12 protein-coding genes and 1 tRNA gene are annotated in these 13,547 nt (G+C 40.9%); 8 read left to right on the top strand and 5 right to left on the bottom strand.

Translation table 11 applies throughout. The features are described from left to right. The first annotated feature begins 33 nt into the window (after positions 1 to 33). Positions 34 to 3,381: a DEAD/DEAH box helicase gene (locus E0H79_RS07570; RefSeq protein ID WP_131261284.1), complete on the top strand. Its 3,348-nt coding sequence runs from the start codon at positions 34 to 36 to the stop codon at positions 3,379 to 3,381. A gap of 17 nt (positions 3,382 to 3,398) precedes the next feature. On the opposite strand, the gene E0H79_RS07565 is transcribed toward E0H79_RS07570, so the two are convergent. The 3 genes from E0H79_RS07565 to E0H79_RS07555 form a co-directional block, all read right to left on the bottom strand. Then, entirely contained in the window at positions 3,399 to 4,688 is a 1,290-nt protein-coding gene (locus tag E0H79_RS07565) for a type II toxin-antitoxin system HipA family toxin (protein WP_004970273.1), read from the bottom strand. After that, positions 4,685 to 5,002, bottom strand: coding sequence for a helix-turn-helix domain-containing protein (locus tag E0H79_RS07560; RefSeq protein WP_004883943.1), 318 nt, complete (start codon positions 5,000 to 5,002; stop codon positions 4,685 to 4,687). Before E0H79_RS07560 ends, E0H79_RS07565 begins: the two co-directional genes overlap by 4 nt. A 349-nt stretch (positions 5,003 to 5,351) precedes the next feature. Then, positions 5,352 to 5,427, bottom strand: a tRNA-Gly gene (locus tag E0H79_RS07555). 233 nt (positions 5,428 to 5,660) lie between these two features. Between E0H79_RS07555 and E0H79_RS07550 the strand changes: the two genes are divergently transcribed. The 5 genes from E0H79_RS07550 (at position 5,661) to E0H79_RS07530 (ending at position 8,645) form a co-directional block, all read left to right on the top strand. Continuing rightward, positions 5,661 to 5,972 (top strand): BolA family protein, encoded by a 312-nt coding sequence (locus E0H79_RS07550; protein ID WP_096902208.1) that lies wholly within the window; start codon positions 5,661 to 5,663, stop codon positions 5,970 to 5,972. Positions 5,973 to 5,985: 13 nt separating this feature from the next. Next, positions 5,986 to 6,378 (top strand): SirB2 family protein, encoded by a 393-nt coding sequence (locus E0H79_RS07545; RefSeq protein ID WP_131261283.1) that lies wholly within the window; start codon positions 5,986 to 5,988, stop codon positions 6,376 to 6,378. A gap of 189 nt (positions 6,379 to 6,567) precedes the next feature. Further along, positions 6,568 to 7,404, top strand: a complete 837-nt coding sequence (locus E0H79_RS07540; protein WP_070155018.1) for a ParA family protein — start codon at positions 6,568 to 6,570, stop codon at positions 7,402 to 7,404. A 13-nt stretch (positions 7,405 to 7,417) separates the two neighbouring features. Then, entirely contained in the window at positions 7,418 to 7,813 is a 396-nt protein-coding gene (locus E0H79_RS07535; RefSeq protein ID WP_131261282.1) for a hypothetical protein, read from the top strand. A 241-nt stretch (positions 7,814 to 8,054) separates the two neighbouring features. Then, positions 8,055 to 8,645, top strand: coding sequence for a LysE family translocator (locus E0H79_RS07530; protein WP_131261281.1), 591 nt, complete (start codon positions 8,055 to 8,057; stop codon positions 8,643 to 8,645). A 98-nt stretch (positions 8,646 to 8,743) separates the two neighbouring features. On the opposite strand, the gene E0H79_RS07525 is transcribed toward E0H79_RS07530, so the two are convergent. Further along, positions 8,744 to 9,379 carry a DedA family protein gene (locus E0H79_RS07525; RefSeq protein ID WP_096902210.1) on the bottom strand — a complete coding sequence of 212 codons (636 nt, stop codon included), beginning with the start codon at positions 9,377 to 9,379 and terminating at the stop codon, positions 8,744 to 8,746. A gap of 231 nt (positions 9,380 to 9,610) precedes the next feature. On the opposite strand from E0H79_RS07525, the gene E0H79_RS07520 reads away from it, so the two are divergent. Both E0H79_RS07520 and guaA read left to right on the top strand, forming a co-directional pair. Continuing rightward, on the top strand, positions 9,611 to 10,033 hold the full coding sequence (locus tag E0H79_RS07520; protein WP_131261280.1) for a DoxX family protein: 423 nt from the start codon (positions 9,611 to 9,613) through the stop codon (positions 10,031 to 10,033). Positions 10,034 to 10,257: 224 nt separating this feature from the next. Beyond that, positions 10,258 to 11,826 (top strand): glutamine-hydrolyzing GMP synthase, encoded by a 1,569-nt coding sequence (guaA, locus tag E0H79_RS07515; RefSeq protein ID WP_131261279.1) that lies wholly within the window; start codon positions 10,258 to 10,260, stop codon positions 11,824 to 11,826. Positions 11,827 to 12,042: 216 nt separating this feature from the next. Here guaA and E0H79_RS07510 read toward each other — a convergent pair whose 3' ends face one another. Beyond that, a complete protein-coding gene (locus tag E0H79_RS07510; RefSeq protein WP_171458217.1) occupies positions 12,043 to 13,335 on the bottom strand; it encodes a GGDEF domain-containing protein in 1,293 nt (430 codons plus the stop codon). Between the last annotated feature and the right edge of the window lie 212 nt (positions 13,336 to 13,547).

Below are 13,547 nucleotides of genomic sequence, written 5' to 3'. Positions count from 1 at the left end.
TGATTGTATAAACATTTTTGGTTTCTGGTAATTATGTCCTCATTGATCAATTTTCTATCTCGCTTTAGTACTGCAACTCTTCAGCGCAGTCTGAGCTATGCTAAACACATTGATAGGGAAACGATTGAGTTCTTTGAGGAAAAAGACGGGGTTACGATGTATGCCCAAATTGAAGGAACAGATTATTACGATACCGCAATTACCTATAATCCCCAAAAAGACCGTTTAATCGATGACGACTGCACTTGTCCGGTTGGATATAACTGTAAACATGCTGCTGCTTTAGCGCGGTTATTCTTTCAGGAATATCGCCAGGAATTTCAGCAGCGTTATGCTGACTCTCAATCCCCGCAGGGAATCGCAAAACGCCTACGGGGGGATGATCAGGCACAGCGCTGGTTGAATGATTTTAAACGGTATTTACAACAGACTGAACCAGAGCAATCTGTCAAAACAAACAATTATTTAATTTACCTGTTAGATCAGTCTGTCAGCTTAAAGAAATTGACAGTTGATGTTCAGAAGGCCAGACGCAATAAAAACAGCTCAATTGCGGGGGAAAGTTATTATACCCAATATGAAAATATCACCAGAAAGCATCTGACTTTACCTGAACAAAAACGACAATTATTTAACCAGATTTATTATTATGCCAAAATAAACAGTGACGAACGTTTTTATCAAAGCAATCTTGATATCTCCGGAATTTTATTGGAGCATTTCAAATCTTTTATTCAAAGTGGCGATGTGTACTGGCAAAAAAAGAGCCATACTGCACTTCAATGGTCAGAACAAGGCTATCACATCGAACTGATCTGGCAACAAGGTGTAAACAAACAGACAGAGCATTTAAATATTGAATTGGTCAATGGTGATATTCGACTCGATTTAAAATCAAATCCACATATCCAAATTCTCGCTAGCCAGCCACCGTGTTATGTGGATATTCAACAGAACACGGTGGGCCAGTTATATGGTGAATATACGGCAAATCTTCTGTACCATTTTTTACAGATGCCTGATCTTCCATCTATGCTCTTGCCAGAGTTTGAGAAACTGACTCATCAATATTCAGACGTGAAAAATCTGCCTCAGCCCGAGTCTATTCAGCATATTGATGTCCTTGAGGGTAGTCCCCAGCCAATTTTACGCTTCGGTGTTTTAGATAAATTTGATTGGAAATGGGAAGAGTCTGTTTGTGCTGAAATTGAATTCTCCTATGCAGGCGGGCGAATTAAAGCAGGTACATCAGGTGACAGTTTCATTGGTGAGCAGCATGACAAAATGGTGCGACAGCTTCGGGACTTAGTTCAGGAACAACAGTCAATCCAGCGTTTACAGCTATTGGTCGAATCACTGAAGTGGGTGAAAGATCTTAGTTATGACCAGCAATTAAAACTGGATAAACAACGTCTCGATTCTATGGTTTTTGCGTTCTATGGAGACTGGATCAAACAGCTGATGCCCATCAATCAAATTGAATTGATTGGATGGCAGATAGAGCATCTGGAACACAGCTCCTTTAACCTGCAATATGTTGAAAATTTAAATATTTCTATCACTGAATCTGAAGGCCAGCAGGACTGGTTCAATATCGGGGCGACGGTTCAAGACAGTGCAGGCAATTCTTATAATTTACTTGATGCGCTCGTAGCTTTGGTGCGAGTAAATCCTGATTTACTTGATCCGCGGACTTTTATTCATCTGCATGACAGTCAAATTTTCACCGTGAAAACTGCAGTTGATCAACCTAATTTGGCGCTATCCGCTAGGGATATTAAGCCGGTATTATTGCATTTGCAGAGCATTTTACAGCAAGAAGAGCGCAGTATTGATCGCTATGATGCGAGTCAATTATTAGAATTGCAGCATAATCTTGGGATGACATGGCAGGTCAGTGATCGCCTGCAGAAATTTGTACATAAATTCAAACAAGGCTATCAGCAACAACTGCCGACACCACAAGGTTTTCAGGGGGAGTTGCGTCTATACCAGCAGCAGGGCTTAGGCTGGTTACAGTTTTTAAGGGAAACCCAGCATGGCGGGATTCTGGCAGATGATATGGGCTTGGGGAAAACAGCACAAACTTTAGCCCATTTACTCATGGAAAAGCAGGCTGGATATTTGCAGGATAGTCCCGCCTTAATTGTTGCACCCACATCGCTGATGCATAACTGGTTCAAAGAAGCGGAGAAATTTACCCCAGAGCTCAAGGTATTGCTGCTACAGGGGCCCGATCGTCATCAGTATTTTGAGCAGATTCCGCACTATGATATTGTGTTAACCACTTATCCGCTTCTGGCGAGAGATGAAGAGCAACTAAAGCAATATGAATATCATCAACTCATTTTGGATGAGGCGCAGAATATCAAAAATCCGCGCGCCAAAGCTGCACAGGTAGTACGGCAATTAACAGCGCGACATCGTCTATGTCTAACTGGTACACCTATGGAAAATCATTTGGGTGAGCTGTGGGCACTATTTTATTTCCTGATGCCAGGATTTTTATATTCACAAGAAATTTTTAATAAAAAGTACCGTCATCCGATTGAAAAGCGCGGTGATGAGCAGTTAAGACAAAAGTTGGTCAACCGGATTAAGCCCTTCATTTTACGTCGCTTGAAAACTGACGTAGCCAAAGAGTTGCCAGAAAAAACCACGATTGAAGTCAATATTGATATGAATGACCAGCAATCCAAGTTATATGAGGCTGTTCGTGCCACGATGCAGGCAAGCATTCAGAAAATTGTGGCAGAAAAAGGCTTTAAACGTAGTCAAATTCAAATTTTAGATGCCTTACTGAAGCTACGTCAGGTGTGCTGCCATCCTAGCTTACTAAAGCTGGATTCAGTGAAAATTGGGCAGGCGCATTCTGCCAAACTTGAACAGTTGATGGATATGGTCGTTCCAATGGTGGAAGAGGGGCGAAAAATTCTTATCTTCTCTCAGTTTACCTCAATGTTGGAACTGATTGAACAACAGTTCCATCACGCAGAAATTGGCTATGTGAAGCTGACTGGAAAGACCAAAAAGCGAGATGAAGTCATTACAGCGTTTCAGTCTGGACAAGTGCCGGTATTTTTAATCAGTCTGAAAGCAGGAGGGGTCGGTTTGAATCTAACTGCCGCAGATACGGTCATTCACTATGATCCATGGTGGAACCCTGCTGCTGAAGATCAAGCTTCAGATCGTGCATGGCGGATTGGACAGGACAAGCCGGTATTTGTCTATAAGCTGATTACTAATAAAAGCATAGAAGAAAAAATTCTTGCCTTACAGCAAAATAAAGCAGAACTGGCACACTCTATTCTAAGTACAGATCATGAAGGCGAAGCGAAACTGACGGAAAATGACGTGATGAACTTGTTTGAGAAATTTTAGTTTGGTTTCAGATTACCCTAATCATCTGTAAGTATCTGAAAGTCCGGATGCAATTTTTTCCAATGTTCTCTTAATTTTTCTTTATGAACAGAAATCATAGGTAAGTCTAGTAATAGCACTGGCCATACCGACCGTGCTTTGTCCATGATCGCGTGAAGTTGTTTTTCAATAACACGCCATGGAACACCGACTTTTTCAGCCCATTGTTCAAAGTGTTTCATCTCAGCTAAATACCAATCTTTATTTTTGGCAAGATTTAAGGCGAAATGACGCTCATTTTCAATATATACACTTGTCATCAATATATCGTATGCAGGGGATAATCTTGGCGTTGTTTTATCGTGATAAATCATACTCCAGTTCTTTAAGTGTGCATCTCCATTGGCGAGTAAAATATTGACGAGTAAACGGCTGGCAAATTGCTGAATATCAAAAATTTTGTTATCTGAATAGTGATAAATGATCTTACCGATCTGCTCATAATTTGTGGTGCTGTATTTCTGGTGTGGATATGAACCAAAGATCTGAGCAAAATCTTCAATATGAATAAGCTCTGTAGTATTAGCAGTACTCTGCCTATCGAATCTCTTAATTGCAAAAGCATATTGCTCTTGGGGTAGATTTAATGGTGGAAGGTCTTGTAAGAGTGCCATATCTACCAAACGAATCTCTGGGATATCTATTCCGACCATTTTGGCAAGGATCATCATAGAGTATTCATTCAGCGGAACAAAAGCATGTCTGGTAGAAGGAGTTTTGACAATCCAATCACCGAGTAGGCTGGATTCCGTTGCCTGTGCTAATGTAAAACGCCCATCTTTGGCTTTCATGGAAAACTTCATTTGGACGCCAGCCAAGGAAAACTTATTATTTGTCCGAATCTCTTGTTTTAATATCTGATCTGGATTCGAGATCTGAAGCTTAAATTTTATTCCATCTGGGATTTCTTCTGGATCTACTGGGGTTGCAATCAGTGCCCCAGGTAAGTCATGACCTAAAGCTGCCAATAACTGAAATTCATTGTCTATATGTATTTTGAGGCTTTGTGCTATGAGTTCGCGTAATGCACCTTCTGGTAGCAGATTTGATAGCAAGGGGTGTAAGCGCTGATGTGTAACATAGGTCTTTTCTAAAATCTTATCCGCTTGAGGATATAAAGGGGAAGTAAGCAAGCTCAAGGTCGGACGTTGCTGATCCAAGTGAAAAGAATCTGTGAAAACCAGAATATTTTTTCCGCTCTGAAATCCTGCCAAGTATCCAACGACAACGTGATGTAATGTTAATTTCAGGACGGCAACAGTATTCATGGTTCCTCTCCTCCGAGAAGACCTTTCCATGGGTTAGACATTAAGTCATCTTGATCTTCAATAGTGACTTTAATTTCATCATTCAATAATTGTCTAATCAAATGAACCTTATCATCTGGGATGAGCATCAGTTGAGCATTTAGTCCTGCCGCAATAATTTCTAAGGTATCTAATCGAGGATTGCCTTGACTTTCCAGTTTTTGGTACTGCTGTCTTGAAATGCCTGTACGTGATTGCATATCAACTTGCTTTAAACCCAATAGGGTTCGTCTTTTTTTGACTTGCTGTAGTAAAGACTTATTTAGTGTAGACATATTTATTGCTTTTTTGTGATGTAAGAAGCATATTAGTTGCTTTTTTATTAAGAAGCAATGACAGAAATTATTAACAGGCTCCGCGGCATCAATATTTAGGATTTAGGCAAGCTGATCTTGTTTAACATAAGCCACTTAGTAGTAGCTAATACTATCTTTTGTTTTGGAGTTTTTTTTATCTTGTATGATTGATACTCTGGAGCATCATCTACACGGTTTTTTGTTCACAGTTTTGAAAGAGCACTTTTGTAAACTTACTTTTTTAAGTATAAAAATTTCTTATGAAGTAAAATATTGAATAAAACAACAATAAAAAAGCCCCAGTCATTCGACTGGGGCTTTTAGAATCTGGAGCGGGAAACGAGACTCGAACTCGCGACCCCAACCTTGGCAAGGTTGTGCTCTACCAACTGAGCTATTCCCGCATGCGGTGTATAATACATGATGCAAAAATAGGGTCAATCATTTTTTGCATATCGTTGTACTGACTGAATAAATAAACAACATTTTTAGAAAAAACAGCAGTCATCAGCCTAAATTTCATAACGAAAAGTGGTGCGAATCGTAAATCGAAGAATCCTCACGGCAAGATGCTGCGAATCACACAGAACACGTTATACTTCAGAGAGCTTTTAAAACCATTCGGGGAAATACAAGCATGAGCTTAGAACAACAGTTGCTACAACGCTTAGCCGTTTTCAATCCAAGCCATTTAGAGGTGGTGAACGAATCTGCAGGACATGGCGGTTATTTCCCGGGTAAAGAGTCGCATTTTAAAGTGGTGATGGTGAGTGAAGATTTTCAGGGGCTACGCGCCGTACAACGTCATCAAAAAATTTATGCTGCTGTGGGTGACTTACTCGCCCCAAGTAAAATTCATGCATTGGCAATTCATGCCTTTGTTGCATCTGAATGGCAGGGACAAGACACCAGCAGTCCAGAATGCGCCCACGCACCAAAAACATCGTAATGGATTGAAATAAATGGAAAATTTAGGAATGCTGAATACCATTCACGTTGCTGCAGCGGCTTTATTATTATTGGTGCTGTTTGTACGTGCCATGACTTTGTTTAAGGGCACACAAAATAACTCGCCTAATCCTAAAGCGTGGACAGTCTTTGTTGCATTGCAACATTCAGCACTGACGTTGATTGTAGTGACAGGTGTCATTGCTTTGTTTTTAAAAGACTTTCAAGTCGAAACATGGTTTTATGCCAAAATTATTTTATTTTTGGTGATGCTGTCATCTTTAATCAAAGCGTATAAAAAAGATGACAGTATTTTGTTGATTCAACGCCGTGTTGGTTGGGGCTTAGCCTTAGTCGCATTTTTTGCCATTTTAGGTTTGGTGATGTTAAAGCCAAGCTTTGGCTAAGTCAGCAGATCTTATTGTGGATGTTGCTCGTGGGTGTGAACTCACGAGCATTGAATGTATGTAAATATTGGCAAAAGATTGGCTGCATATTTGAGCACTGGTGAATTGTTAGACATAATTCGGCAAGAATATTTACAGCTCAGTTAAACTGAAGTGATGTCACAACAAAAATTGAAAAGAGGGGCGGCAATGCGCACACGTGTGGTGTTTAATCAGAAAGGTGGTGTTGGAAAATCCAGTATTACCGTCAATTTGGCTGCAATCAGTGCGCATCAGGGTTTAAAAACATTGGTGATTGACCTCGACCCGCAAGCCAACTCCAGCCAATATTTATTGGGTGATGATGCCACTTATTCTGCCGACAAGCCTGCGCTTGAACCCAACATCGAAAATTACTTTGAAGAAGTGTTGGGTGCAAACCAATCCAAAGGTTTACTGGGCAATGCTTTAGGCTCAATTTTAAAAAACCGCAGCAAAGGTTTAGAAGCCTATGTGCATCAATCGCCATTTAAAAATTTGGATGTGATCCCTGCGAGTCCGCAATTGGGCGGTTTGGCACACGCACTTGAATCGAAACATAAAATTTACAAACTGCGCGATGCCTTGCAACAATTGTCCGATCAATATGACCGCGTGTTTATTGATACCCCGCCTGCATTTAACTTCTTTACCTTGTCGGCATTAATTGCTGCAGATCGGGTGCTCATTCCATTTGACTGCGATGTCTTTTCTAAACGTGCTTTGCAAAGTTTGATTGAAAATGTGTTGGAAACTCAGGATGACCACAATGCAAACTTGCAAATTGAAGGCATTGTGGTGAATCAATATCAGGCACAGGCCAAGTTACCGCGTGAAGTGGTGCAGCAACTCAAAGATGAAGGTTTGCCTGTTTTGAATAGTATGTTACCGCCTTCGGTGTTGATGAAAGAATCACATCATAAAAATTTGCCATTAATTCATTTGGCAACAGATCATAAATTGACGCAGGCCTATCAATCATTGTTCAATGAAATTGAGCAAGCGTGATACAGAGGTAGACATGAAAACATTTGCAATTGGTCTTGTCGCGGCAAGTAGTTTATTGCTAGGGGCTTGTGCGACCACAGTGAAACCTAGCTATGTGTCGCCTACACATTATCAGGCTTTGAATTGCCAACAATTACAAAGCGAATATAACCGTATTCAGCAATATATTGAAAGCGGTGTTGAAGCACCGAAACGTACAGGTGTTGGTGTGGGTATCGGTTTAGGCGGTGGTTGGGGCAGCCGTGGCGGTTGGGGCGTTGCACCGAGTGTTTCTGTCAATATGGGACAGTCATCCAATACCAAAAGAACAGAATTGGCACGTCTTTTAGGTGAGCAAGAAGCCATTGTGCAAGCAGCAAAATTTAAAGCTTGCCCGATTATTGTCAAACTCAAACCCGCAACATCTTAAATTTTAGGGTTTACGAATATTTCGTCCGTGGTGCTGTCATTTTTGCAGCACCATTGCTTAAAAAATGTAGCAAGATAATTCAAGATTGATTTCAATCTAATATTTTAAAAACAAAAACTTAATTTTATTTTCTGTTCTATTTATACCCTTGGGTCAGTCCTGCCAGATAGAAAAACTTGTCATTTTCAATGGCTTTCATATAAGGTGTGCTCCTATTTTTGATTTGCATGCTCTGGTGTTTATGATTGAAAGTTGGCTCTTTGTCCTAGCAATGATTGCGGTCTTGATGATTCCTGGCCCGACCAATGCGCTATTGGCAAGCTCAGCCCACCAACAAGGCATTGCCAAAACCAGTCTGCTGATTCCCGCAGAGTTTTTTGGTTATATGTATGCCATTAGTCTGTGGGCGTTATTCATTCATTTGAGTGCGCCAATTTGGCCTTATTTGATTGATATTCTGCATGTTTTAAGTGCGGGCTATGTATTTTGGATGGCTTTTCATTTATGGAAGCAGTCACATTTAGAACAACATTGTCAAAAGCACTCTGCCATTCGCCCTGCACAATTATTTTTTTCGACTTTTAAAAACCCGAAAGCCTTGTTATTTGCGGCAGGTATTTTGCCTACAGAAACATGGGATAACCCGACCAACTTTGCCATGGTCTATGTCTTATTTGGTCTGATTTTATTGCCAACAGCGTTATTTTGGATGTCTTTTGGGCGAGCAGTTTTGGCGCGAGAAACCAATAAAGTGACGGCAGATTTGTTATATAAAGGCTCGGCTTTGCTGTTGGTGGTGTGTATGCTGCCAGTGGTAGCACGTTTTTTCTAAAGATTTAGAGATTTTTGGTGAGTTGAGCACTCATCTCACCTATTTTGAATGGATAAGGGCAGCACTGTTCAACAGGCATGCCCAAAGAATTTCACAACTTAAGCAGTTTTTTTCTTGAGTTTTTGGCGAATAAAACCAATCACTCCAGGCAAGACACTTAAAATAATAATGCCGAAAATTAAATGGGTGAAATTGTCTTTCACTATTGGCATATTGCCAAACAAATAACCGAGTGTAATAAACGACGCGATCCAGCAAAAAGCGCCAATCACGTTATAGGTCAGGAAGTATTTATAATTCATGCTGCCTGCACCCGCCACGAAGGGCGCAAAGGTACGCGCAAAAGGCACAAAACGCGCAAAAATAATGGTTTTTCCGCCGTGTCGCTCAAAAAACTTCTGGGTTTCGATCAAATGTTTTTTATTGATAAAACGTGATTCCAGTTCAAAAACCCGTGGACCAATATATTTACCAATGTGGTAATTCAGGGTGTCACCGAGTACCGCAGCAGTAAACAATAAAATACCCAAAATCCACGGATCCATCACTCCTGTCGATGCAGCCAATGCGCCTGCCGCGAACAGTAAACTATCGCCAGGTAAAAACGGCATGACCACCAAGCCTGTTTCTACAAAAATAATCAGGAATAAAATAGCGTAAATCCATACCCCATATTGGGTGATGAATTCGAGCAAATGTTCATCGACGTGTAATATAAAATCAATCAGTTCCATGGGAAAAAACAAGCGAAAGTGTGCTCAAATCCTAGCAGTCCACAGGCGGAAAGTCAGTATGAAAAGGTAAATAATTTTCACAGTGATTTTAGGGATGCTAGACCAGCCACATCGGTTCTTTTTCGTTGCATAGATGCAACAACATGTCTTTTAAATGCGTATTTATCCTGAATTTTGAAAAAACTAAGATGTATTTGTCTTCAAGAATGAATCAAAAATATAGGTGATCTGATGTTTAATCCAAATGTTGTGTTAAAAAGTGTGGTCGAAAAAGCAAGTGTGCAAGCCATTGTAAGTTTATTTGCACGTGCTTTTTTAGCGTATTTATTTATTGTATCTGGTTGGGGAAAAATTGCAGGCTATGATGCAACAGTGGGCTATATGCAAGCTATGGGTGTTTCAGGTTCATTGCTACCTTTGGTGATTTTGCTAGAACTTGGTGGTGGTTTGGCAATTCTATTCGGTTTACAAGCACGTGTCGTGGGTTTGGGTTTAGGTGTTTTTAGTCTTTTAACTGCATTTTTATTCCATGCTGCACCAGAAGATGCGCTGAGTTTTATGAAAAATATTGGTTTGGCTGGCGGTTTCTTCTACATCATGCTTTACGGTGCAGGCAAAATAAGTCTAGACCATCTTTTGGAAGCAAAAAAGTAAGTCATTGATTTCCACATCAGCTCAACAATTTAAGCAATCTTCAAGAAGGTTGCTTTTTTTATGCCATAGAAAATGCATAGTCTTTTAAAACTTAGAGTATGTGGTCACTGCAATATCACGAAGAAAAATAGCCATTTTTAGGATTGTCTGAATAGTGTGCGCAAGGCGTGGAAAAATGCTAGAATAGCGCGCTTAATTCGTTTGCCTTTCTATAGTTGTTTGTCATGACTACCAATACTCAAATTACTGAAGATCGTATCCTGATTCTGGATTTCGGTTCGCAATATAGCCAGCTGATCGCACGTCGTGTTCGTGAAGCGGGCGTATATTCTGAAATGTATGCCTACGATATGTCGGAAGAAGACATTCGTGCATTTAATCCAAACGGTATTATCTTATCGGGTGGACCTGAAAGTGTTCACCAAGCGGGTAGTCCACGCGCACCTGAAATTGTATTTAACTTAGGCGTACCTGTACTGGGTATCTGCTATGGTTTACAGACCATGTCAGAACAATTGGGCGGTAAAGTTGAAGCGGGTACAGTGCATGAATTCGGTTATGCCGAAGTCGATATTTTGGTACGTGACAAACTGATTGGTAACTTGCAAGACCGTGAAAACCAATTGCACGTTTGGATGAGCCATGGCGATAAAGTGGCACGTATTCCAGAAGGCTTCCAAATTACTGCAAGCACGCCAAGCTGCCCAGTGGCAATGATTTCTGATGAAACTCGCCGTTTCTATGGGATTCAGTTCCACCCAGAAGTGACACACACTGCAAAAGGTGCAGAGTTATTGTCTAACTTCGTCCATCAAATTTGTGGATGTCGCGGTTTATGGACACCAGAACACATCATCGACCTGCGCGTAGAGCAATTACGTCAGCAAATTGGCGATGAAAAAGTATTGCTTGGTTTGTCGGGCGGTGTGGATTCTTCTGTGGTTGCGGCATTGTTGCATAAAGCCATTGGCGATCAATTAACGTGTGTATTTGTAGACAATGGTTTGTTGCGCTTGAACGAAGGCGATCAAGTGATGCAAATGTTTGCAGAAAACATGGGGATTCGCGTGATTCGTGCCGACGCTGAACAGCGTTTCTTGGGTGCATTGGCTGGCGAAGTTGATCCAGAGAAAAAACGTAAAATCATTGGTCGTGAATTTATTGAAGTTTTTGCCGAAGAAGCACGTAAGCTGGATGGCGTGAAATTCTTGGCACAAGGTACGATTTACCCAGACGTGATTGAATCTGCAGCCAGCAAACAAGGCAAAGCGCATGTGATTAAATCACACCACAACGTGGGTGGTTTACCAGAAGATTTAGCTTTTGAATTGGTTGAACCATTACGTGATTTGTTTAAAGATGAAGTTCGTAAACTTGGCACCACTTTAGGCTTGCCACACAGCATGATTTACCGCCATCCATTCCCAGGTCCAGGTTTGGGCGTGCGTATTTTGGGTGAAGTGAAAAAAGAATATGCAGACATTTTACGTCTAGCTGATGATATTTTCATGCAGGAATTACGTGCAAGTGGCTGGTATGACAAAACAGCTCAAGCATTTGCAGTATTCCAACCTGTAAAATCAGTTGGTGTCGTAGGTGATGGCCGTCGTTATGCATGGGTAATCGCACTACGTGCCGTAGAAACAGTGGACTTTATGACTGCACGTTTCGCACACTTGCCGTATGATTTGGTTGACCGTATTTCAACGCGCATCATGAATGAAATTGCAGAGGTTTCACGTGTGGTTTATGACGTATCATCTAAACCACCTGCAACCATTGAATGGGAGTAATTCAGGGATTTCACGAAGCACTGCTTCGTGCCTGAATTACGCCAAGCGCTATGCGCGCGGCAGCTAGGGGTTTCAAGCAGCACTGCTGCTTGCCAGTTTTACGACATGAGCCCATTTTAAAGCACGGCTTTTAAAATGGGTGCAAGATGCTTGCGGCAGCTAGCTTTCCTCTTGCACATAAAAAAAGAGCACTCCATGTGCTCTTTTTTATGCCTGCTAAACAATCCAAGATTTAATTTCTTTTTTTACCGTAGATTTAGGGGGCTCAGGCATCCCCACATCAAAACTGATGACACAATTTCGTCCACGTTGTTTGGCTTGGTATAAGGCCAAATCGGCTTCTTTAATTAGGGTCTGCAAGTCGGTTTGTTGTGGTTTTAAACTCGACACGCCAATGGAGACCGTAAAATTAAAACATTTTTTATCAATGCACATTTCATGCTGAGCAATTTTTTGTCTTAAGCGCTCTGAAATCATCAGTGCTTCATCTAAGCTGGTTTCACTAAGCAGTGCAATAAACTCTTCACCGCCAAAGCGTGCCAAAATATCCTTGCGGCGCATTTCTTTACGGGCAATGTCTGCAATATTTTGTAAGACTCGATCTCCAATATCGTGCCCATAGGTATCGTTAATTTGTTTAAAAAAGTCGACATCAAACATTAGTAAGCAGACCGATTCAGATTTAGGCCATGCATGAATTTTGTGTTCTGCCATGTGTACAAACTGACGTCGGTTATTGAGTTGGGTCAGTTCATCGGTATGCGCCAAGGCTTGCAAGGTATGAAAATTCCAGTCATCCAGCAAACTGCGTAAAAAGTGATGGCGGGCATTTAGGGTATTGATCCAGCTGATATACAAACTCAACAAACATACAGGGATATACATCACCATAAAAACTAAGGCATCCTGCAAGTTGGTGAGGGAAATCACCCCAAAAAACATGAGTACGCTCATGACCAATGAATTATAGACCGCAGGGCGGAAACGCACTTGAATACACAGATTGGCCATGAGTACAAAAATGACCGAGGCATAAACATAAGTGGAAATCCAAGGGCTTTGTGATTGCGACAGGATATAGAACCAAATACCGCAGCACAGTGTGGCGCTGACCGGTAAAATTAAATCCAGCAGGCGAATATCTTTGATCAATTTAAAGCAGAAATAATTGCCAATCAGCGCCAATACAACAGCACTGAGACGGAGTGTGGCCGAGAGCGTAGTGACATCTGGAATGATGAAATAATCGATAAAGAAATACAGCAGGAACGTCATTTGCCCAATGTAATTGACTTGGCGTAAATAACGACGCTGATGTAAATTTTGGTGTTGATAAAAATGTGTTTCAAATTGTGGTGGAAGTTGCGCAGCAGGGTGCTGCAATGCTTTTTCAATTGCTTGTCGGTTTTCAAGATCACACTCAGTTGTTTTTAAAAGTTTTTCTGAGGCTTCCTGATTGCTTAAAATCTTCGAACGGGTCTGTTCCCCCATTCGAGCTTTTACAGACATAGCGATATTTACTCAAATTGACAACTTATAGTGAGGATTATGCGCAAAATGCAGAAAAAATAACCTCCCTAAATTTGGGTATTTTCTCTATTTTTTTTAAATTTTGGTCAAAATTATGCCATATATTTTAAGGTGTAGTTCAAGTTTGAACCATAAAAATCAGAACAACAAATTTCATCTTGCTCTTCGTTAGTGATTTAGCGTATTTAATA

Source organism: Acinetobacter sp. ANC 5045 (genome assembly GCF_004331005.1).
GTDB lineage: Bacteria > Pseudomonadota > Gammaproteobacteria > Pseudomonadales > Moraxellaceae > Acinetobacter > Acinetobacter towneri.
The sequence above is the reverse complement of the archived record's forward strand: the minus strand, read 5'-3'. Positions and strand labels throughout refer to the sequence as shown.